The following is a 22,614-nucleotide window of genomic DNA, read 5'->3' as shown; positions in this document are numbered from 1 at the left end:
TTTTGCGGAGAATTTGTCATGAGTCGTAAACAACTGGCCCTGCTCGAACCGACGTTAGTTCGTCAGGCCCTCATGGATGCGGTAAAAAAACTGAGCCCGCGCGTGCAGTGGCACAACCCGGTGATGTTTATTGTCTGGACTGGAAGTTTACTCACCACCGCACTGGCGATTGCCATGGGAACGGGACACCTTTCAGGGAATGCAACCTTTACCGCCGCCATCAGCCTGTGGCTGTGGTTTACCGTGCTGTTCGCCAACTTCGCCGAAGCGTTAGCGGAAGGCCGCAGTAAGGCACAGGCCAACAGCCTGAAAGGGGTAAAAAAGACCGCCTTTGCGCGCAAATTACGCGAACCTAAATACGGCGCGCAGATGGACCACGTTCCGGCGGATGAACTGCGCAAAGGTGACGTGGTGCTGGTGGAAGCTGGCGACATCATCCCCTGCGACGGTGAGGTGATTGAGGGCGGCGCATCGGTAGACGAAAGCGCCATTACCGGGGAATCCGCACCGGTGATCCGTGAGTCGGGCGGAGATTTCGCCTCAGTTACCGGCGGAACGCGCATTCTTTCCGACTGGCTGGTGATCCAGTGCAGCGTTAACCCGGGCGAAACCTTTCTCGACCGGATGATCGCCATGGTGGAAGGCGCACAGCGTCGTAAAACGCCGAACGAGATCGCCCTGACCATTCTGCTGGTGGCGCTCACCATTGTTTTCCTGCTGGCAACGGCGACCCTGTGGCCTTTCTCCGCCTACGGCGGTACAGCGGTTAGCATCACCGTACTGATCGCCCTGCTCGTCTGTCTGATCCCCACCACTATCGGCGGCCTGCTTTCCGCGATTGGCGTGGCGGGGATGAGCCGGATGCTGGGCGCGAACGTCATCGCCACCAGCGGACGCGCCGTTGAAGCGGCGGGTGACGTAGACGTGCTGCTGCTGGATAAAACCGGGACCATCACCCTGGGCAATCGTCAGGCCTCTGACTTTCTACCTGCTCCCGGCGTGGATGAAAAAACGCTGGCTGACGCGGCGCAGCTTTCCTCGCTGGCCGATGAAACGCCGGAAGGCCGCAGTATCGTGATCCTCGCCAAGCAGCGCTTTAACCTGCGCCAGCGCGACGTTCAGAGCCTGCACGCCACGTTCGTGCCCTTCACAGCGCAAACCCGAATGAGCGGAATTAACATTCAGGACCGGATGATCCGTAAAGGGTCCGTTGATGCCATTCGCCGTCATATTGAAGCCAATAATGGACACTTCCCCCCGGAAGTCGACAACCTGGTGGAAAGCGTGGCGCGTCAGGGAGCAACCCCGCTGGTGGTGGCGGAAGGTGCAAGCGTTCTGGGGGTTATCGCCCTGAAGGATATCGTTAAAGGCGGTATTAAAGAGCGTTTCGCCCAGATGCGTAAGATGGGCATTAAAACAGTGATGATCACCGGGGATAACCGTCTGACTGCGGCGGCCATTGCCGCCGAAGCGGGCGTGGATGATTTCCTTTCCGAAGCGACGCCGGAAGCGAAGCTGGCACTCATTCGCCAGTATCAGGCGGAAGGCCGTCTGGTGGCGATGACCGGCGACGGCACCAACGACGCCCCAGCGCTGGCGCAGGCCGACGTGGCGGTGGCGATGAACTCCGGTACCCAGGCGGCAAAAGAGGCGGGCAACATGGTGGATCTCGACTCGAACCCGACCAAGCTGATCGAAGTGGTACATATCGGGAAGCAGATGCTGATGACGCGCGGCTCGCTGACCACGTTCAGTATCGCCAACGACGTGGCGAAGTATTTCGCCATCATTCCGGCGGCTTTTGCGGCAACCTACCCGCAGTTGAATGCCCTGAACGTGATGCACCTGCACTCTCCGGCCTCGGCCATTTTGAGCGCGGTGATCTTCAACGCGCTGATTATTGTCTTTCTTATTCCGCTGGCGCTGAAAGGGGTGAGCTATAAGCCGCTGACGGCCGCCGCCATGCTGCGCCGTAACCTGTGGATTTACGGTCTGGGTGGGCTGGGGGTGCCCTTTATTGGGATCAAGGTTATCGACATGCTGTTAACGCTGTTCGGGCTGGTTTAAAAGGTGGATCCAATGACGATGTTACGTCCCGCTATACTGTTGTTTATTCTGCTGTCTCTGATTACCGGCGGGCTTTACCCGCTGATGACTACCGCGCTGGGCCAGTGGTGGTTTAAAGATCAGGCCAACGGCTCGCTGATTATCCAGAACGGTGAAAACCGCGGCTCGCGTCTGATTGGGCAGAACTTTACGGACCCGCGCTACTTCCAGGGACGCCCTTCCGCCACTGCGGAAAGCCCGTATAATCCAATGGCCTCCGGCGGCAGCAATCTGGCTGGCAGTAATCCTGACCTGGACAAAGCCGTTGCTGAACGCGTTGCCGCCCTGCGCGCCGCGAATCCGCAGGCCAGCCGTGAGGTGCCGGTTGAGCTGATCACCGCTTCCGCGAGCGGGCTGGATTACAGCCTGACGCCGGATGCGGTGGTGTGGCAGATCCCACGCGTGGCAGCCGCCCGTCAGCTGACCGTCGAGCAGGTGAGCCAGCTGGTTGCAGAACATACGCAAAAGCCGCTGGTCAGCTTTATCGGCATGCCGGTAGTGAATATTGTTGAGCTGAATCTGGCGCTGGACGCGCTAAGGAAAAACTAAATGACCGACGAGCCCATGCGCCCGGATCCGGACAGGCTGCTTGAACAGACGGCTGAAGCCCACCGCGGCAAGCTGAAAATTTTCTTCGGCGCCTGCGCGGGCGTCGGGAAAACCTTCGCCATGCTGACGGAAGCCCAGCGGCTTCGGGCGCAGGGGCTTGATATTCTCATCGGCGTGGTGGAAACCCACGGTCGCAAAGAGACGGCTGCGCTGCTGACGGGGCTGGCGACGCAGCCGCCCCAGCGTATCAGCCATCGCGGGCGGCTGGTCACGGAGTTTGATCTTGATGCCGCCCTCGCCCGCCGCCCTGCCCTGATCCTGATGGACGAACTAGCGCACAGCAATGCGCCAGGCTCCCGCCATCCGAAGCGCTGGCAGGATGTTGAGGAGCTGCTTGAGGCAGGCATTGACGTCTTCACCACGGTGAATGTTCAGCATCTGGAAAGCCTGAACGACGTAGTGAGCGGCGTAACCGGTATCCAGGTGCGGGAAACCGTCCCCGATCCGTTTTTTGATTCTGCCGATGAAGTCGTACTGGTTGACCTGCCGCCGGACGATCTACGCCAGCGCCTGCACGAAGGCAAAGTGTATATTGCCGGCCAGGCCGAACGCGCCATCGAACATTTTTTCCGCAAAGGAAACCTGATTGCCCTGCGCGAGCTGGCCCTGCGCCGCACCGCCGATCGCGTTGATGACCAGATGCGCGCCTGGCGAGACCTACAGGGACAAGAGCGCGTCTGGCACACGCGGGACGCCATTCTGTTATGCATTGGTCACGGCAGCGGCAACGAAAAACTGGTTCGCACCGCCGCCCGGCTGGCAGCGAAATTTGGCAGCGTCTGGCACGCGGTCTACGTCGAAACGCCGCAGCTGCATGGTCTGCCAGAAAATCAGCGTCGCGCCATTTTGAGCGCGCTGCGGCTGGCGCAGGAGCTGGGTGCCGAAACCGCCACCCTTTCCGAACCGCAGGAAGATAAAGCCATTCTGCGCTACGCGCGCGAGCACAACCTGGGCAAGATTGTCATTGGACGTCGACAGCATCGCCGCTGGTTTAGCCGCGAATCTTTTGCCGACAGGCTGGCCCGCCGCGCGCCGGATCTTGATTTAGTCATCGTCGCGCTGGATGACAAGCCCGCCCCTCTGCCCAACCGTACGCCGGATGCTCGCACCTTTGGCGATAAATGGCGCATTCAGATCCGGGGTTGCCTGGTGGCCGTGGTCCTTTGCGCCCTGATTACGGTGATTGCCAGCCAGTGGCTCATCGCCTTCGACGCCGCCAATCTGGTCATGATTTATCTGCTCGGCGTCGTTGTGGTCGCGCTCTTTTATGGCCGCTGGCCGTCGGTGCTGGCAACGGTGATCAACGTCATCAGCTTCGACCTTTTTTTTATCGCTCCGCGCGGGACGCTTGCTGTCTCGGACGTGCAGTACATTCTGACCTTTGCCGTGATGCTTACCGTCGGGCTGGTGATCGGGAATCTGACGGCAGGCGTACGCTACCAGGCACGCATTGCCCGCTATCGCGAGCAGCGCACGCGCCATCTGTATGAAATGTCAAAATCGCTGGCGGTTGGCCGCACGCAGCGGGATATCGTGCAGACCAGCGAGCAGTTTATTCGTTCGACCTTTCATGCCAGTAACCTGATTTTGCTCCCCGACGAACAGGGGCGCCTTCGCCCGCTGACCTCCCCTTCGGGGATGACGCCCTGGGATGAAGCGATTGCCCGCTGGAGTTTCGATAAGGGGTTACCTGCCGGCGCCGGCACCGACACGCTGCCCGGCGTGCCTTACCAGATCCTGCCGCTGCGCAGCGCGGATAAAAATCACGGGCTGGTCATCGTCGAGCCGTCTAACCTGCGTCAGCTGATGATCCCAGAGCAGCAGCGCCTGCTGGAAACCTTCACCCTGCTGGTCGCCAGCGCCCTTGAACGGCTGGCGCTCACCGCCAGCGAAGAGCAGGCGCGGCTGGCAAGCGAGCGCGAAAGTATTCGCAATTCGCTGCTGGCAGCGCTGTCTCACGATTTGCGCACCCCGCTTACCGTGCTGTTTGGCCAGTCCGAAATTCTGACGCTGGATCTGGCGGCGGAAGGATCAAAGCACGCGATGCAGGCCAGCGAAATTCGCCAGCACGTGCTGAATACCACGCGCCTGGTGAACAACCTGCTGGACATGGCGCGCATTCAGTCCGGCGGGTTTAACCTCAAAAAAGAGTGGCTCACCCTTGAGGAGGTTGTCGGCAGTGCGCTGAAGATGCTGGAGCCGGGTCTCGGCGGGCGCCATATTGAGCTGGACATGCCGGAACCCCTGACGTTAATCCATGTGGATGGCCCGCTGTTTGAGCGCGTGCTGATTAATCTGCTGGAAAACGCGGCTAAATACGCCGGGACAAAGGCCCGGCTGGGGATTGCTGCCAGGGTGGATAAACGTGTGCTGCGGCTCGACGTCTGGGATAACGGGCCGGGTATTCCGGCCGGTCAGGAGCGCGCCATATTCGAAAAATTTGCGCGCGGTAATAAGGAATCCGCCATTCCGGGCGTTGGGCTGGGTCTGGCGATCTGCCAGGCGATTGTCGACGTGCATGGTGGCACCATTTCCGCAGAGAACCGCCCGGAAGGTGGGGCACGCTTTTGTGTTACACTTCCTCTTGAAACCCCACCAGAACTTGATGAATTACCAGAGGATTTGTGATTAACGTTCTGATTGTTGAAGATGAGCTCGCTATCAGCCGATTTCTGCGTACCGCGCTGGAAGGCGACGGCTTGCGCGTGCATGAAGCCGGTACGCTTCAACGGGGGTTAATTGAAGCCGCCACCCGCAAGCCAGATCTGGTGATCCTGGATCTGGGACTTCCGGATGGCGACGGCATCGATTTTATTCGTGAGGTGCGTCAGTGGAGCCAGATGCCCATTCTGGTGCTCTCTGCCCGCACCGAAGAGACGGATAAAATCGCCGCGCTGGATGCCGGAGCGGATGATTATCTGATCAAACCGTTTGGCATTGGCGAGTTACAGGCCCGGCTTCGTGTGGCGCTGCGTCGACACAGTGCCACGTCCTCTTCCGATCCGGTGTACGCCTTTGGCGATATTCGCGTCGATCTTGCCGCCCGCCGCATCGTGCGAGGGGAAGAAGAGATCCACCTTACGCCTATCGAATTTCGTCTGCTGGCCGTGCTGCTCAATAACCACGGAAAAGTGTTAACGCAGCGACAGCTGTTAAGCCAGGTCTGGGGACCGAATGCTGTCGAGCATAGTCACTATTTACGCATTTATATGGGACACCTTCGCCAGAAACTTGAAGCCGATCCCGCGCGTCCTCGTCATTTATTAACAGAAACCGGTATCGGATATCGGTTTATGATCTGAATAAGTATTCACTTTAATTTTAAATAAAGAACATACCAGCCTAAATATAGCCATGAAAATAACGATGAGAGTATTTTCATGGCTATATTCGCCCTCTTTAAACACAATAAAAACATCAATTTAACACCGAACCAACAAAACAGCATTTTGATCTGCGTTATTCACTCAAAACGACTAATTATTTCTGAAATGATCGGTTATTGGTGATCTGTTTCACAGTTAATCCCTTTTTCCTGGATAAAATGACCATGCTTTCAATTACTGAAAGGAAACTGAACATGGAAAACAATAATCGTTTAATGCCCCATATAAGGCGGACAACACATATCATGATGTTTGCCCACCGTAACTGTTTTGACTTTCATCTCTTTAACGCCCGGTAGTCCTTCGACTTCTGGCGCATCTGCTTACAGGTTATCCTGAAAAACGCTATTTTACAGGCTGTTGCCTGTGAACACCTGCGCTCACTCCTTGTGATTCAGATTCTCCGCAACCGGGCGGACTGAATTCTACTCCGCAAAAAAGCAATTAACTGATTTCGTATCAGCGGACACGCTTTGCTTTTTTTTCCGGAAATAATCGATTTCTTTACCGCAAGAAGTCGAGGGCCCCATATTGCCTGAAATAAAGAGATAAAGATGAAAACGTTAAAAATTGCCGTCAGCCGTGCCTGCCCTGAATGCTTTACCACTTCGCGCGACATCGTGGATATCACCGCATCAGATTATATTGATGTGGCAGCCGTGGTTCTGGCCGTCAGCGATATTTTCAATGGCGCCATAGAAGAAATAGAAGCCACGGGATTCGGCATCCCGGTGTTTATTGCCACGCATAAAGAAGAAAGGGTTCCGGCTGAATTTCTGTCGCGTATTCACGGCGTTTTTGAGTACTCTGACACCAGCAATGCGTACTACGGACGCCAGCTTGAAGCGGCTGCGCAGAAGTACGAAACCCAGCTCCGCCCGCCGTTCTTCCGCGCGCTGGTCGATTACGTCCAGCAGGGGAACAGCGCGTTTGACTGCCCCGGACATCAGGGAGGCCAGTTCTTCCGCCGCCATCCGGCCGGAAACCAGTTTGTCGATTTCTTTGGCGAAACGCTTTTCCGCGCCGATCTGTGCAATGCCGACGTGGCAATGGGCGATCTGCTGATCCACGAAGGCGCGCCATGCATCGCCCAGCAGCATGCGGCAAAAGTCTTTAATGCGGATAAAACCTACTTCGTGCTGAACGGCACCTCCTCTTCCAACAAGGTGGTGCTCAATGCCCTGCTCACGCCAGGCGATCTGGTGCTGTTCGATCGCAATAACCATAAATCTAATCACCACGGGGCGCTGTTACAGGCGGGCGCGACGCCGGTGTATCTGGAAACGGCGCGCAACCCGTACGGGTTTATCGGCGGTATCGACGCACACTGTTTCGACGAGAGCTACCTGCGGGAGCTGGTGTCAGAGGTCGCGCCTGGCCGTGCGCGGGATAAACGTCCGTTCCGTCTGGCGGTGATCCAGCTGGGCACCTACGACGGTACCATTTATAACGCCCGTCAGGTGGTGGATAAGATTGGTCACCTGTGCGATTACATTCTGTTTGACTCCGCCTGGGTGGGTTACGAGCAGTTTATCCCGATGATGGCCGACTGCTCGCCGCTGCTGCTGGAGCTGAACGAAAACGATCCGGGCATTCTGGTGACCCAGTCGGTGCATAAGCAGCAGGCGGGCTTCTCGCAAACCTCGCAAATCCATAAGAAGGACAGCCACATAAAAGGCCAGCCGCGCTATGTCCCGCATAAACGCCTCAACAACGCCTTTATGATGCACGCCTCCACCAGCCCGTTTTATCCGCTGTTTGCCGCCCTGGATATCAACGCCCGCATGCACGAGGGGCAAAGTGGGCGCAACATGTGGATGGACTGCGTGGTGACGGGTATCGAAGCGCGGAAACTGATCCTTCAGAACTGTCAGTTTATTCGTCCGTTCGTGCCGGAGACGGTGGACGGCCGTCCATGGGAAAGCTGGGATACGGCCGAGATTGCTACCGATCTGCGCTTCTTCCATTTCGTTCCGGGCGAACGCTGGCACGCCTTTGAGGGATATGCCGAGCATCAGTATTTTATCGATCCCTGCAAACTGCTGCTGACTACGCCGGGCATCAACGCCCGCACCGGTGAGTACGATGATTTCGGCGTGCCCGCCACCATCCTCGCCAACTTCCTGCGTGAAAACGGTATCGTGCCGGAAAAATGCGACCTCAATTCCATTCTGTTCCTGCTCACCCCGGCGGAGGACATGGGCAAATTGCAGCAGCTCGTCGCCCAGCTGGTGCGCTTCGAAAAACTGCTCCAGAGCGATGTGCCGCTGAAAGAGGTTCTGCCCTCTCTTTATAAGCAACATCCGGAACGTTATGCGGATTATACCCTGCGTCAGATTTGTCAGGAGATGCATGACCTCTACGCCCGCCATAACGTGAAGCAACTGCAAAAAGAGATGTTCCGCAAGTCTCACTTCCCACGCGTCATGATGAACCCGCAGGAGGCGAACTATGCCTATCTGCGCGGTGAGGTCGAGCTGGTGTCCCTGCGCGACGCGGAAGGCCGTATCGCCGCGGAAGGCGCGCTGCCTTACCCACCGGGGGTGTTGTGCGTGGTGCCGGGAGAAGTCTGGGGCGGTTCCGTGCTGCGCTATTTCGCCGCGCTGGAAGACGGGATCAATCTGCTGCCGGGTTTTGCGCCGGAGTTACAGGGGGTTTACGTCGAGGAGTGTGACGGTCGCAAACAGGTGCGCTGCTACGTCATCAAACAACCTGCCGCTCAGCCATCGCTGCTGAAAGGAGAAAAATTATGAGTAAGGCCAACAAGATGGGCGTGGTGCAACTCACTATTCTCACCATGGTGAATATGATGGGTTCGGGGATCATCATGCTCCCCACCAAGCTCGCTGAAGTGGGGACGATTTCGATTATCTCCTGGCTTGTTACCGCCGTGGGTTCGATGGCGCTGGCGTGGGCGTTTGCCAAGTGCGGCATGTTCAGCCGCAAGTCCGGCGGGATGGGCGGCTATGCCGAATATGCGTTTGGTAAGTCCGGTAACTTTATGGCGAACTATACCTATGGCGTGTCGCTGCTGATCGCCAATGTGGCGATTGCCATTTCCGCTGTCGGTTACGGCACAGAGCTGTTTGGCGCGACGCTGACCCCGGTGCAAATTGGGCTGGCGACCATCGGCGTGCTCTGGATCTGCACCGTCGCTAACTTTGGCGGCGCGCGCATCACCGGACAGCTCAGCAGCATCACCGTCTGGGGCGTCATCATCCCGGTTGTCGGCCTGTGCATCATCGGCTGGTTCTGGTTCAGCCCGTCGCTGTACGCCAATTCCTGGAATCCGCATCACGTACCGTTCTTCACCGCCGTGGGATCGTCCATCGCCATGACGCTGTGGGCCTTCCTCGGGCTGGAGTCGGCCTGTGCGAATGCGGAAGTGGTGGAAAACCCGGAGAAAAATGTGCCGATCGCGGTACTCGGCGGGACGCTGGGGGCGGCGGTGATCTATATCGTCTCGACCAACGTGATTGCGGGAATTGTGCCCAACATGGATCTGGCTAACTCCACGGCGCCGTTCGGACTGGCGTTTGCGCAGATGTTTACGCCGGAGGTAGGGAAAGTGATCATGGGACTGATGGTGATGTCCTGCTGCGGCTCGCTGCTGGGCTGGCAGTTCACCATCGCCCAGGTATTCAAATCTTCCGCTGACGAAGGTTATTTCCCGAAAATCTTCTCCCGCGTCACCAAAGCGGATGCACCGGTGCAGGGCATGCTGGCGATTGTCATCTTCCAGAGCGGATTGTCGCTGATGACCATTAGCCCGTCGCTGAACAGCCAGTTTAACGTGCTGGTCAACCTGGCGGTGGTGACGAACATCATTCCGTACATTCTGTCGATGGCGGCGCTGGTGATTATTCAGAAGGTGGCGAAGGTGGATCCGCGCAAAGCCCGGGCGGCCAATATCGTGGCGCTGATTGGGGCGATTTACAGCTTCTATGCGCTCTACTCGTCCGGTCAGGAGGCGATGCTGTATGGGGCGATGGTGACATTCATGGGCTGGACGCTGTACGGTCTGGTCTCACCACGGTTTGAACTGAAGAATAAACATAGTTAAAAAAGAAGCCCGGTGGCGCTGGCGCTTACCGCGCCTACGAGGTCAATGCAAAACGGCAACCCTGAGGTTGCCGTTTTTTATGTTTTCTCCCTCTCCCAGTGGGAGAGGGCCGGGGTGAGGGCATCAGCCCGCACCAGATCACGACTTACGCGTTTTTCAGCACTTCGCTGACAATCTCTACCGCTTCTTTCTCAATCTGCTGACGGTGCTCAGCGCCGAGGAAGCTTTCACAATAGATTTTGTACGCATCTTCCGTACCGGATGGACGCGCGGCGAACCAGCCGTTTTCGGTCATCACTTTCAGGCCGCCGATCGATGCGCCGTTACCCGGCGCCGCCGTCAGACGCGCGGTGATCGGGTCACCTGCCAGGGTACTGGCACTGACCATCTCCGGAGAGAGTTTTGACAGAGCTGCTTTTTGCGCAGACGTGGCGCCAGCCTGAATACGGTTATAGCTTGGCGCACCAAAACGTTCCGCCAGCTCGTTGTAATGTTCCTGCGGGTTCTTACCGGTGACCGCGGTGATTTCCGCCGCCAGCAGGCACATGATGATGCCGTCTTTATCGGTTGACCATGGGGTGCCGTCGAAGCGCAGGAAGGATGCCCCCGCGCTCTCTTCACCGCCAAACCCGAAGCTGCCGTCGTGCAGACCGTCAACAAACCACTTGAAGCCCACCGGCACTTCCACCAGCTTGCGGCCCAGCGCATCGACCACACGGTCAATCATGGCGGAAGAGACCAGCGTTTTACCCACCGCGACCTCTTTGCCCCACTGCGGACGGTGCTGGAAGAGATAGTTAATCGCAACAGCCAGGTAGTGGTTCGGGTTCATCAGCCCGGCAGGGGTGACGATACCGTGGCGGTCGTAGTCCGGGTCATTGGCAAACGCCAGATCGAACTTGTCGCGCAGCGCCAGCAGGCCAGCCATTGCGCATTCGGAGGAGCAGTCCATACGGATCGCGCCGTCTTTGTCCAGGTGCATAAAGCGGAAGGTCTGATCGACGTGATCGTTCACGATGGTCAGATCCAGCTTGTAGTGCTCGGCAATGCGTTTCCAGTATTCAATACCGGAGCCGCCCAGTGGATCCACGCCCAGCTTCAGACCGGCTTTCTGGATAGCGGCCATATCAACGATATCCGCCAGCCCTTCCACGAACGGCTGCACCAGATCCTGCTCTTTCACGTGGCCGGAGGCCATGGCTTCATCCAGCGAGATGCGTTTCACACCGTTCAGACCGTTAGCCAGTAACGCGTTGGCACGATCTTCCACCACTTTCGTGACGTTGGTATCCGCCGGGCCACCGTTAGGTGGGTTGTACTTGATGCCGCCATCTTCCGGTGGGTTGTGGGACGGGGTGATCACAATGCCGTCAGCCTGCGCGCCACCTTTTTTGTTGTGTACCAGAATAGCGTTAGAAACCGCTGGCGTTGGCGTAAAACCGTTGTTCTCCTGAACAATCACGTCTACGCCGTTCGCCGCCAGCACTTCCAGCACGGAGATAAAAGCAGGTTCAGACAGGGCGTGGGTATCTTTCCCTACATAGCACGGACCGGTGACGCCATTTTTGGCGCGCTCTTCCGCGATGGCCTGAGCAATGGCCAGAATGTGCGGTTCGTTAAAGCTGTGGCGCGCCGCACTACCGCGGTGGCCAGATGTACCAAACTTCACTGCGTGTTCTGCGTTGCCCACCACCGGCTTCAGCACGTAGTACTGCGCGGTCAGTTGAGCGACGTTAATCAAATCGCGTTGTTGTGCAGGTTGTCCTGCACGGCTGTGATTTGCCATTGCCTGGTCCTTCTGATGCAAGGGTTAAATTGTACCGCAAACCTTTTCGATCAATTCCGCCGGGAACTGCATGGACTGCATGATATGTTCGATCATGCTGCACTTACGGCCCGTATTGGTGTTGGTGATCACCCAGTATGGTGTACCGGGAACGTGTTTGGGTTTGGTTTGGTTGCCATTTTGCAGCAGGGTCTGCTCGTCGCCTGCGAAGTAAACGCGCGTGCGACCGTGCAGCGACTCTGTCGCTTCTGCAAATGCGTTGTTATCCAGTGAGTAAAGTGTAGACAGCACCAGCATAAAGCGGTTAACCGCCTTTTTCTGCTCGGCATATTCATCGGACAGCAGCAGCTCGCGCATCGCTCGCACTTTGTCTTTTGCCGGCATGACGGCAGGTTTTACTTGTGCAACAACGCTCGGCTGAGACACGACATCTTTAGTGACAGGAGTGGGCTGTGAGGCGGCGGAAATTTTGAGCATGCGCCGTAAAATGTCGGACGCGCTCTCCCCAATATGCCGCGTCTGGCTGGCAATATACTGATAGAGTTCGTCATCAACTTCGATTGTTTTCATCTTAATCCAGTGCGATATCTTATCTGAATACAAGTCGTTGAGATTATAAGGTCAAATCCCAACAGCGGATAGCGTCAAACCAGGTTGGCGGCAAAAGTCAGATTAAACTGGATCCTTGCCCCCGGGCGGCAGAATGGTCAACATGATACCCTAACCTGACAAACCTAAAAAAAGAACTTTGCCATGAAATTGAATACCCGAGCGCAAACTGCACAATCGCCGAACAATAATTCTCCCATCGTACTGGTTCACGGCCTGTTTGGTAGCCTGGATAATCTGGGTGTGCTTGCGCGCGATTTAGTGGCCGATCACGCGATCCTCCAGGTTGATATGCGCAATCACGGTCTTTCTGGGCGCTCGGAGGAGATGACCTACGCAGCCATGGCGCAGGATCTGCGGGACACCCTCGATGCGAATAATATCCAGAAAGCGACGCTTATCGGGCATTCAATGGGCGGCAAAGCGGTGATGGCGCTCACTGCGCTGGCCCCTGAGCGAATTTCCGGGCTGGTGGTCATCGACGTTGCGCCCGTCAATTACGACGTTCGCCGTCACGATGAGATTTTTGCCGCCATCAATGCGGTCACCGAAGCGGGTGTCGCAACCCGCCAGCAGGCGGCTGCCGTTATGCGTGAGCATCTTGATGAGGAAGGCGTGGTCCAGTTCCTGCTGAAATCGTTTGTTGACGGACAATGGCGCTTTAACGTCCCGGTATTGTGGGATCAGTATTCGCATATTGTGGGCTGGGAAACCGTCCCCGCCTGGCCGCACCCTACCCTTTTTATTCGCGGCGGCAACTCCCCTTACGTCACTGATGCATACCGTGACACGCTGCTGGCGCAATTCCCGCAGGCTCGCGCTCACGTTATTGCGGGTGCCGGGCACTGGGTACACGCGGAAAAACCGGATGCCGTCCTGCGCGCCATTCGCCGCTATCTTACTGATACAGCGAATTGATTAAAAAGCCAGCGACCGGAAGACGACGGGCTTCCAGTCGTTGGCGTGTGGATTTGGGTGATGTATGATGGCGCGCTTATCGCCCGGGCATTAGCAGGGCGGCGTGTTTCCCCCGAAGTCTCAGAATCATGGCCAAAGAACAAACGGACCGTACGACACTAGATCTGTTCGCGAATGAGCGTCGACCGGGACGACCGAAAACGAATCCGCTTTCGCGCGATGAACAGCTGCGTATCAATAAACGCAACCAGCTTAAACGCGATAAAAATCGTGGGCTTAAGCGTGTCGAACTGAAGCTGAATGCCGATGCCGTCGATGCGCTTAACGAGTTAGCTGACGCGCGCAACATCAGCCGCAGCGAACTGATCGAAGAGATGCTGATCGCCCAGCTTGAGACGTTACGCGGCAAGGCGTGAGTCAGAAAATCCCCAATATTACCTTTTTCATGTAGCACAGAGTGCAGTCCTGCGTGATAGCTGTTTCCGCAGGGTTGCCTGTTCTGCTATTATTGCCCTTATCCGTGGACAATTTGCGCCACCATACCATTAAGTTTCAAGAGGTTATTTTACTCATGGCAATCATCGGCATTTTCTTTGGCAGTGATACCGGCAATACTGAAAATATCGCAAAAAACATTCAAAAACAGCTCGGTAAAGACGTTGCTGATGTGCATGACATCGCCAAGAGCAGCAAAGAAGATCTCGAGGGCTATGACATCCTGCTGCTGGGCATCCCGACCTGGTACTACGGTGAAGCACAGTGTGACTGGGACGATTTCTTCCCGACGCTGGAAGAAGTAGACTTCAACGGCAAGCTGGTTGCCCTGTTTGGCTGTGGCGATCAGGAAGACTATGCTGAGTATTTCTGTGATGCGCTGGGCACTATTCGCGACATCATTGAGCCACGCGGTGCGGCGATCGTCGGTCACTGGCCAACGGCGGGTTACCATTTCGAAGCGTCCAAAGGTCTGGCAGATGACGATCACTTCGTTGGCCTGGCCATTGATGAAGACCGTCAGCCAGAGCTGACCGCTGAGCGTGTAGAAAAATGGGTTAAGCAGGTTCGTGAAGAGCTGAACCTGGACGATATCCTTAACGCCTGATATCCCTGCGGCGCAACTCCGGTTGCGCCCGTTTTCCAGGTAAAACCGATTAAATTAATTGCTACAAACTTTTAACTTTTTCGCCCAGACCTGTACAATATCCCCCTGGTAAAAAGTGGGTGCCATCGAACAAGTTTGTTGGTGATACCACGTTTTTATAAGCATACTTTGCTTGAGACTTGCAGTTTTCATTTAGCCATGGCAGTTCTATAATGAGACGCATTATCCCAAGTGCATTTTCTGTCACTTCTTCTTTTGAAGTGAATCGTTTAGCAACAGGACAGATTCCGCATGACTGACAACAATACCGCATTAAAGAAAGCTGGCCTGAAAGTAACGCTTCCTCGGTTAAAAATCCTTGAAGTGCTTCAGGGGCCAGACAATCACCATGTCAGTGCGGAAGACCTTTATAAGCGTCTTATCGATATGGGTGAAGAGATTGGGCTGGCAACCGTCTATCGTGTGCTGAACCAGTTTGATGACGCGGGCATTGTTACTCGTCATAATTTCGAAGGCGGTAAATCCGTGTTCGAGCTGACTCAGCAGCATCACCACGATCACCTGATCTGCCTCGACTGTGGCAAGGTCATTGAATTTAGCGATGATTCCATTGAATCACGCCAGCGTGAAATCGCCGCCCGTCATGGCATCCGCCTGACCAACCACAGCCTGTACCTGTACGGTCACTGCGCTGAAGGCGATTGCCGCGAAGACGACCACGCGCACGACGCGAAATAATATCGTGTTCATACTCTGAGCCAGCCGTAAGGTTGGCTTTTTTTTGCCTGAAAAAAGTCCGGTGGCGCTGCGCTTACCGGGCCTACGGGCTGTGACACCGTTGTAGGCCCGGTAAGCGCAGCGCCACCGGGCATAAAGCAACTTATTTATTGTTATTGCGAATCTCGTCCCAGATCTTATCGCAACGCTTCGCCACTTCCTGATCGTTACCGCTTTTCCGCGCCTGGATACAGGCCTGGTAATCCATCACGCGAACATTTTCCTGCGTCGCAAACTGCTCATGCGCTTTCTCTTTTTTCAGCACATTCAGCACGCTCTGGCAGGCTTCAATCTTCTCTGGCGATCCTTGTGCTGTATTGATGCAGGCGCTATACGCCTCCTTCAGACGGGAGTCTTCTTTCTGCGCCTGATCCTGCGCACACGCCACCAGCCCCGATGCCAGCAGCGCAACGATTACCATTTTTTTCATCATATGCAGTCTCCATGCAGGCGGGATTTCGCCCGCCTGCGTATTCATCAGAAGATTGTGAATGGCGCAATGACCATGAATTTCACGTCACGTTCATCCTGGAAGATGTTGCCGTAACCGCCCGCGTAGCTCGGGATATCGGAGTGGTTGTCATACTGGGTGAAGTGCAGTTTGAACATCGTGCCTTTCGCACGGCCCTCCTGAAGGGTGTAAATCGCATCCAGACTGTATGAAGACTCTTTCAGACGGTAATTCGGATCGTAGTAGGCGTCTGGCGTAGCCATATCTGCTGGCTTCGCGTCCCAGGCGTACGCGTAGGACGCACCCACTGCCCAGCCAGGCAGGTTCCAGTTCTTCAGGTCATACATTGCGCCGAAGAAGACCGCCTTTTCGCCGTCGGCGTTGAAGTCAGAGCGGTTATCCCACCAGATATCCAGACGACCATTGGAAGAGGCGTAGGTTGGCGTCATACGTTGCAGGAAGTAGCCCTGCTGCCCTTCTGCCTTGACCCATGTTCCCTCCAGACGTAAATCAACCTGACCTACCTTGTAGCCGAAGGTCAACGCCTGTAACCACGCGGTGCCGTCATAGATATCATTTACGCTGCCATCACTGACTTTGTCGCGCGTACCGTAGAACTGATAGCTGGTGCTCAGCGGGCTACCCGCGATATCAAATTTGTAGCTGGCTTTAGCAAAGTACTGATCGATATAGCCTTCAGCCTGACCAAAAGCAGCTTCCAGCACCAGATCGTTTTTGAAGTCGTACTTCGCCCCCAGCGAGTGGAGATAATCAACTTTGGTTTTTTTATCGTTCTGATAGAACTTGTCCATCTCAATGTGCCACGGCGCTTTGTACTCGTTGGTCCACATATAGGAGAAGCTCAACGCCCCCGCATCGCCGTAGTCAAAATTAGCACCGGCTTCCGCACCCTGATAAGTGCCTGGCATAAAGCTCCAGTGCGGTGCTAACAGCGTCTGACCGGTTGGCTGGATATAACCTCCACGCGCCCAGACCGGACCATATTTGAATTTTGCAGCCGCTTTATACAGGCTGATTCCGCTTTTATCGCCGGACCAGTCTTCGTCGTAGGCTTTATTGCTGGAGGAGAACGCAATTTCGTTCGGATGGCCGCTGTCGCCATTTTCGGCCATTTCAATTGCGGTGAACGCTGCGATATCGATCCCGAACATATCGGCGGCATATCCCGACTGAAAATCCAGGTTGGCGTTCCAGGTCGAGTGAGAAAGGTTGGTTTTGTATTTATCTTCAGTGACGTCTTTACGGTCACGCTCACGCTGCCAGTAATAAATACCGCCCGTGAGGGTGGAATCTTCAATGAAACCTGCTGCTTTTGCCTCTGGCGCAACCACCAGGCCCGACATTGCTGTCACACCGGCGATAGCCAGCGCCAGCGCACTACGTTTGCCACTGAACGTACGCATAGATTATTCCTCTTTGACGAATTAAAACGCCTTAAACGGCGAAAAACAGAAAAGACCAAGTGGTCAGGGGTAGTCAGAAATACCCTCGAATTAACTACCGTCTTTAGGTTATTTTTCGCGACGCGAATTATCAATGCTTTTAATCAGGCAAAAGTCAGGATTATGACGAAGAGCACATATTTCGTAGTGCTTTGTAACATTTACCGGGAAGCGAGTACTGGCGGGGGAATGCGCTAATTTTCAGTAAGTAACATTGATATTGTGAATATATTTTTCAGCGTTTCTGTTTTTGGAAAACAACAAACTTTTTTTAAATAAAATAAGTAGCACCACATTGACCTGGAATGTTGGCTTTAAATGATTATGCCAATGCTTAACGACATGATCGTTAAATAAAAAAACGCCGCATTACGCGGCGTTTGTTTCTCATTGACCAGGGCAGCGTTATTATTCGCCGATCTTAGTCCAGGTATCACGCAGACCGACGGTACGGTTAAATACCGGTTTTTCTTCCGTGCTGTAACGGCTGTCCAGGCAGAAGTAACCCTCACGTTCAAACTGGAACGCTTTACCGGCTTCAGCGGCTTTCAGAGACGGCTCGGCATACCCCTGCTTGATAATCAGCGACTCAGGGTTGATAACCGCCAGGAAGTCCTCCGCAGCGCCTGGGTTAGGTACGCTGAACAGACGATCGTAGAGACGGATCTCAACCGGCAGCGCATGCTGCGCACTCACCCAGTGGATCACACCTTTCACTTTACGGCCATCCGCCGGATCTTTACTCAGCGTCTCTGCGTCGTACGTACAGAAGATGGTCGTGATGTTACCTTCCGAATCTTTCTCTACGCGCTCGGCTTTGATCACATAGGCGTTACGAAGACGCACTTCTTTGCCCAGCACCAGACGCTTGTACTGCTTGTTCGCTTCTTCGCGGAAGTCGGCGCGATCGATCCAGATTTCACCGCTGAACGGCACGTCGCGGGTGCCCATTTCCGGTTTGTTCGGATGGTTAGGCATCGAGACCAGTTCGCTTCCGCCCTGCGGATAGTTTTCGATGACCAGTTTCACTGGATCGATCACTGCCATCGCGCGCGGCGCGTTTTCGTTCAGGTCTTCGCGAATGCAGGATTCCAGAGACGCCATTTCGATGGTGTTGTCCTGCTTGGTAACGCCAATACGTTTGCAGAACTCACGAATGGACGCCGAGGTATAGCCACGACGACGCAGGCCAGAGATGGTCGGCATACGCGGGTCGTCCCAGCCTTCAACGTGCTTGTCGGTGACCAGCAGGTTCAGCTTACGCTTGGACATCACGGTGTATTCCAGGTTCAGACGAGAGAACTCGTACTGACGCGGATGCACAGGAATGGTGATGTTATCCAGCACCCAGTCGTACAGACGACGGTTGTCCTGGAATTCCAGCGTGCACAGAGAGTGCGTAATGCCTTCCAGCGCATCGCTGATGCAGTGGGTGAAGTCGTACATCGGGTAGATGCACCACTTGTTACCGGTCTGGTGGTGTTCAGCGAACTTAATGCGGTACAGCACCGGATCGCGCATCACGATGAACGGAGACGCCATATCGATTTTGGCACGCAGACACGCTTTACCTTCTTCGAAGCCACCGGCACGCATTTTTTCAAACAGCGCCAGGTTCTCTTCCACGCTACGATCGCGGAACGGGCTGTTTTTACCAGGCTGAGTCAGCGTACCGCGGTATTCACGGATTTCGTCAGCAGACAATTCGTCGACGTATGCCAGACCTTTGTTAATCAGTTCAACCGCATAGGCATACAGCTGATCGAAGTAGTCTGAGGAGTAGCAGATATCGCCAGACCAGTTGAAGCCCAGCCATTGCACGTCGTTTTTAATCGACTCAACGTATTCGATGTCTTCTTTTACTGGGTTGGTGTCATCGAAACGCAGGTTGCACTGCCCCTGGTAATCTTGCGCAATACCAAAGTTCAGGCAGATCGATTTGGCGTGACCAATGTGCAGGTAGCCATTTGGCTCCGGCGGGAAACGCGTGTGGACTGTGGTGTGCTTACCACTGGCCAGATCTTCATCGATGATCTGACGAATAAAGTTACTCGGGCGGGCTTCTGCCTCACTCATCGTGGATTCCTCAAAGCGTAAACAACGTATAACGGCATATGATCTTATAAGCCGGACGTAGTGACAACCCTTAAAACGTCCCGGAAGAAAATAATGGGGGCAATTGCTGCAAAAAAAAGCGGCGGAGGATATCCCCCGCCGCTAAAGGCATAACTCTACTCAGGAGCGATTACTTGCCTTTAATCTCATACAGTGGCGTCTGGCCTGCAACCACCTGACCCTGCGCCTGGATCACCAGACCGCTGAAGTCGTCGATGTTGCTGCACACGACCGGGCTTATCATGGAGCGCGCGTTGGCATTCAGGAAGTCCAGATCCATTTCCAGAATCGGCTGACCTGCCGCCACTTCAGCACCCTCTTCCACCAGACGAGTAAAGCCCTGACCGTTCAGCGCAACGGTATCGATACCCATATGGACAACGATCTCCGCGCCTTTTTTCGTTTCCAGGCAGAACGCGTGGTTGGTGTTGAAGATTTTCACAATAGTACCGGCAGCCGGAGAGACCACGGTTTTGTCCGTTGGTTTCACCGCCACGCCGTCACCGACCGCTTTGCTGGCGAACGCTTCGTCAGGCACCTGCTCAAGCGCAACAACGTCACCTGTCACCGGAGAAACCAGCGCAGCGATGGTCACCGCGTTTGGCACAGCCTGCGGTTTTGCAACCGGCGCGTCAGCCACTGCCGCGTTATCCGTTGAGGCGGCAGCGACCGGCCCACGGGCAACCACTTTTTTCATTTCATCGCCGATAGATTCGGCTTTCGCACCCACGATTACCTGGATGGTTTGTTTGTTCAGTTTCACCACACCAGACGCACCCAGGCGTTTGCACATTGCATCGCTCACGCGCGCGGAGTCACCTACGGTCAGACGCAGACGGGTAATACAGGCATCGATCGCTTTCAGGTTGTCGGTGCCACCCACAGCGGCAATGTAGTTGGTTGCCAGCTGGGTTAAACCCTCTTCGGTATTGCTGTTGGCTTCACTGGTCACAACATCATCTTTCGTATCTTCGCGGCCCGGCGTCTTCAGGTTAAACATACGAATAACCGCGCTGAACAGAACGAAGTAGATAACGAAGAAGATCAGGCCCATCACCATCAGGATCCAGACGTTGCTGCTTGCCGCCGGCAGGTTGTACATCAACACATAGTCGATGGCGCCTGCGGAGAAGGAGAAGCCAGCATGGATACCCAGAAGGGTGGCGACGAACAAGCTGATACCGGTCAGGATCGCGTGCATCAGATACAGCAGCGGAGCCAGGAACATGAACAGGAATTCCAGTGGCTCGGTCACGCCGGTCAGGAAGGCGGTGATCGCAACGGACAGCAGCATCCCGCCAACCATTGGGCGACGCGCTTTCGGCGCAGCCAGGTACATTGCCAGCGCCGCGCCAGGCAGACCAAACATCATGATTGGGAAGAAGCCAGACATGAACATGCCCGCGGTGCCGTCGCCTGCGTAGAAGCGGTTGATATCACCGTGGAATACCGCGCCGGCCGCGTTGGTGAACTCACCAATCTGGAACCAGGCGATGGTGTTCAGTACCTGATGCAGACCGGTTGGGATCAGCAGACGGTTAATGAAACCGAAGATGCCCGCGCCCATTGCGCCCGCAGACACGATCCACTCGCCACCCGCATGGATAGCATGCTGCACCGGTGGCCAAACGTAGCCAAAGATGGCGGCGAGGATCAGACAGAAAAAGCCCGTCGCAATCGGCACAAAACGTTTACCGCCGAAGAAGCTCAGGAAGTCAGGAAGTTTGATACCTGCCCAACGGTTGTACACGGCGCCACCCACCAGGCCGGTAATGATACCTGCCAGCACACCCATATTGATTTCAGGGTTGATGGTTACCATCGCTTTCGTGAGGATGAAGTAACCGACAGCCCCTGCCAGTGCCGCGGCACCAGCGCTGTCTTTTGACCAGCTTGACGCCACACCGATGGCGAAAATCAGCGCCAGGTTGTCAAAAATTGCGCCGCCTGCCTGGGCAATAAACGGCACGTTAAGAAGATCGGGTTGCCCGAATCGCAGCAGCAACGCTGCAACCGGTAGCACGGCGATAGGGAGCTGCAAAGCCCTACCGAGGCGCTGGAAAAAACCTAAAATATTCATCCTATTCCCCCTACGAGACCCTTTGTTAAGACTCGCGCATAAACTATGTTTTTATTGTGTCACGAACGATAGATACAGTTGATGATTCACTGGCAGTGTGAGTGTGTGAAAAATTAATTCGTATCGCAAATTAAACACCTATTTTTTGTGATTATTGTCACCAAATATCGTATTAAACCCTCCCTTTCACTGGCTAACGACGAAAACTTATTTTATCATTCAAAAAATCAAGACGGATTGATCCGGCCTGAAAGGTTCCAGGTTACGCTTAGTTCAGGTTGCACTAATCATCCGCCCACTTTTACTTAAACTTTAGAGGTGAATAATGAGACTGATTCCCCTGGCAACAGCTGAACAAGTCGGAAAATGGGCTGCTCGTCATATCGTTAACCGCATCAACGCGTTCAAACCAACAGCCGATCGTCCTTTCGTTCTCGGTCTTCCAACCGGTGGCACGCCCCTGACCGCGTATAAAGCTCTGGTTGAAATGCACAAAGCGGGCCAGGTTAGCTTTAAACACGTTGTGACCTTCAACATGGACGAATATGTCGGCCTGCCGAAGGAACATCCGGAAAGTTACCACAGCTTTATGCACCGTAATTTCTTCGATCACGTTGATATTCCGGCTGAAAACATTAACCTGCTGAATGGAAACGCGCCTGATATTGACGCAGAATGCCGTCAGTATGAAGAAAAGATCCGTTCCTACGGTAAAATCCACCTGTTTATGGGCGGCGTAGGCAACGATGGTCATATCGCGTTCAACGAACCGGCATCTTCACTGGCTTCCCGTACCCGTATTAAAACGCTGACCCATGATACGCGCGTGGCTAACTCCCGCTTCTTTGACGGCGACGTCAATCAGGTACCTAAATACGCGCTGACCGTGGGCGTGGGCACGCTGCTGGATGCCGAAGAAGTGATGATTCTGGTGCTGGGCGCGGTGAAAGCGCAAGCGCTTCAGGCTGCCGTTGAAGGTAACGTGAACCATATGTGGACGATCAGCTGCTTACAGCTGCATCCAAAAGCGGTTGTCGTGTGTGACGAACCGTCCACCATGGAGCTGAAAGTGAAAACGCTGAAATACTTCAACGAGCTGGAAGCTGAGAACATCAAAGGTCTGTAATTGAATAACCGCCTCTTTATATC

At 55.1% G+C, this 22,614-nt stretch carries 18 protein-coding genes; 12 read left to right on the top strand and 6 right to left on the bottom strand.

All coding sequences use genetic code 11. From position 1 onward, the window contains the following. Nucleotides 1-18 precede the first annotated feature (18 nt). The 7 genes from kdpB to potE all read left to right on the top strand — a co-directional run bounded on the left by kdpB (nucleotide 19) and on the right by potE (nucleotide 10,164). Nucleotides 19-2,067 carry a potassium-transporting ATPase subunit KdpB gene (gene kdpB, locus ACOTY5_RS02340; RefSeq protein WP_421631827.1) on the top strand — a complete coding sequence of 683 codons (2,049 nt, stop codon included), beginning with the start codon at nucleotides 19-21 and terminating at the stop codon, nucleotides 2,065-2,067. A 12-nt stretch (nucleotides 2,068-2,079) separates the two neighbouring features. After that, nucleotides 2,080-2,655, top strand: coding sequence for a potassium-transporting ATPase subunit KdpC (gene kdpC / locus ACOTY5_RS02335; RefSeq protein ID WP_015571119.1), 576 nt, complete (start codon nucleotides 2,080-2,082; stop codon nucleotides 2,653-2,655). After that, nucleotides 2,656-5,343, top strand: coding sequence for a two-component system sensor histidine kinase KdpD (gene kdpD / locus ACOTY5_RS02330; RefSeq protein ID WP_015571120.1), 2,688 nt, complete (start codon nucleotides 2,656-2,658; stop codon nucleotides 5,341-5,343). After that, nucleotides 5,340-6,017 carry a two-component system response regulator KdpE gene (gene kdpE, locus ACOTY5_RS02325; RefSeq protein ID WP_032670340.1) on the top strand — a complete coding sequence of 226 codons (678 nt, stop codon included), beginning with the start codon at nucleotides 5,340-5,342 and terminating at the stop codon, nucleotides 6,015-6,017. The genes kdpD and kdpE overlap by 4 nt, the downstream gene beginning before the upstream one ends. Before the next feature lie 278 nt (nucleotides 6,018-6,295). Then, nucleotides 6,296-6,400, top strand: a complete 105-nt coding sequence (gene speFL / locus ACOTY5_RS02320) for a leader peptide SpeFL (RefSeq protein WP_003858645.1) — start codon at nucleotides 6,296-6,298, stop codon at nucleotides 6,398-6,400. 255 nt (nucleotides 6,401-6,655) lie between these two features. Continuing rightward, a complete protein-coding gene (speF, locus tag ACOTY5_RS02315) occupies nucleotides 6,656-8,854 on the top strand; it encodes an ornithine decarboxylase SpeF (RefSeq protein WP_045142394.1) in 2,199 nt (732 codons plus the stop codon). After that, nucleotides 8,851-10,164: a putrescine-ornithine antiporter gene (gene potE, locus ACOTY5_RS02310; protein WP_032652978.1), complete on the top strand. Its 1,314-nt coding sequence runs from the start codon at nucleotides 8,851-8,853 to the stop codon at nucleotides 10,162-10,164. Before speF ends, potE begins: the two co-directional genes overlap by 4 nt. A gap of 145 nt (nucleotides 10,165-10,309) precedes the next feature. Here the strand turns inward: potE and pgm are convergent, their stop codons facing one another. Beyond that, complete coding sequence (gene pgm, locus ACOTY5_RS02305) at nucleotides 10,310-11,950, bottom strand: phosphoglucomutase (alpha-D-glucose-1,6-bisphosphate-dependent) (protein WP_003858649.1); 1,641 nt, start codon at nucleotides 11,948-11,950, stop codon at nucleotides 10,310-10,312. 24 nt (nucleotides 11,951-11,974) lie between these two features. Beyond that, entirely contained in the window at nucleotides 11,975-12,520 is a 546-nt protein-coding gene (gene seqA, locus ACOTY5_RS02300; protein WP_003858650.1) for a replication initiation negative regulator SeqA, read from the bottom strand. Nucleotides 12,521-12,703: 183 nt separating this feature from the next. Here seqA and ybfF point away from each other — a divergent pair, with 183 nt between their 5' ends. The 4 genes from ybfF (at nucleotide 12,704) to fur (ending at nucleotide 15,317) form a co-directional block, all read left to right on the top strand. Then, nucleotides 12,704-13,477, top strand: coding sequence for an esterase (gene ybfF / locus ACOTY5_RS02295; RefSeq protein ID WP_015571124.1), 774 nt, complete (start codon nucleotides 12,704-12,706; stop codon nucleotides 13,475-13,477). 128 nt (nucleotides 13,478-13,605) lie between these two features. After that, the gene (ybfE, locus tag ACOTY5_RS02290; protein ID WP_003858652.1) at nucleotides 13,606-13,893 is read left to right on the top strand and encodes a LexA regulated protein; all 288 of its coding nucleotides are present in this window, start codon (nucleotides 13,606-13,608) and stop codon (nucleotides 13,891-13,893) included. Nucleotides 13,894-14,048: 155 nt separating this feature from the next. Next, on the top strand, nucleotides 14,049-14,579 hold the full coding sequence (fldA, locus tag ACOTY5_RS02285) for a flavodoxin FldA (RefSeq protein WP_003858653.1): 531 nt from the start codon (nucleotides 14,049-14,051) through the stop codon (nucleotides 14,577-14,579). 291 nt (nucleotides 14,580-14,870) lie between these two features. After that, on the top strand, nucleotides 14,871-15,317 hold the full coding sequence (gene fur, locus ACOTY5_RS02280) for a ferric iron uptake transcriptional regulator (protein ID WP_010428651.1): 447 nt from the start codon (nucleotides 14,871-14,873) through the stop codon (nucleotides 15,315-15,317). Nucleotides 15,318-15,459: 142 nt separating this feature from the next. Here the strand turns inward: fur and chiQ are convergent, their stop codons facing one another. The 4 genes from chiQ to nagE form a co-directional block, all read right to left on the bottom strand. After that, a complete protein-coding gene (chiQ, locus tag ACOTY5_RS02275) occupies nucleotides 15,460-15,786 on the bottom strand; it encodes a ChiQ/YbfN family lipoprotein (RefSeq protein WP_032102682.1) in 327 nt (108 codons plus the stop codon). A gap of 47 nt (nucleotides 15,787-15,833) precedes the next feature. Continuing rightward, nucleotides 15,834-17,231: a chitoporin ChiP gene (gene chiP / locus ACOTY5_RS02270; protein ID WP_017694280.1), complete on the bottom strand. Its 1,398-nt coding sequence runs from the start codon at nucleotides 17,229-17,231 to the stop codon at nucleotides 15,834-15,836. 447 nt (nucleotides 17,232-17,678) lie between these two features. Then, nucleotides 17,679-19,346 carry a glutamine--tRNA ligase gene (gene glnS, locus ACOTY5_RS02265; protein WP_045142395.1) on the bottom strand — a complete coding sequence of 556 codons (1,668 nt, stop codon included), beginning with the start codon at nucleotides 19,344-19,346 and terminating at the stop codon, nucleotides 17,679-17,681. Between the two features lie 169 nt (nucleotides 19,347-19,515). Then, entirely contained in the window at nucleotides 19,516-21,465 is a 1,950-nt protein-coding gene (gene nagE / locus ACOTY5_RS02260) for a PTS N-acetyl glucosamine transporter subunit IIABC (protein WP_045142396.1), read from the bottom strand. Between the two features lie 325 nt (nucleotides 21,466-21,790). Between nagE and nagB the strand changes: the two genes are divergently transcribed. After that, on the top strand, nucleotides 21,791-22,591 hold the full coding sequence (gene nagB / locus ACOTY5_RS02255; protein ID WP_003858663.1) for a glucosamine-6-phosphate deaminase: 801 nt from the start codon (nucleotides 21,791-21,793) through the stop codon (nucleotides 22,589-22,591). Nucleotides 22,592-22,614 lie beyond the last annotated feature (23 nt).

The organism is Enterobacter cloacae complex sp. SHL018, assembly GCF_049237905.1.
Classification (GTDB): Bacteria; Pseudomonadota; Gammaproteobacteria; order Enterobacterales; family Enterobacteriaceae; genus Enterobacter; species Enterobacter hormaechei_C.
This window is presented reverse-complemented; position numbering and strand designations above follow the sequence as displayed.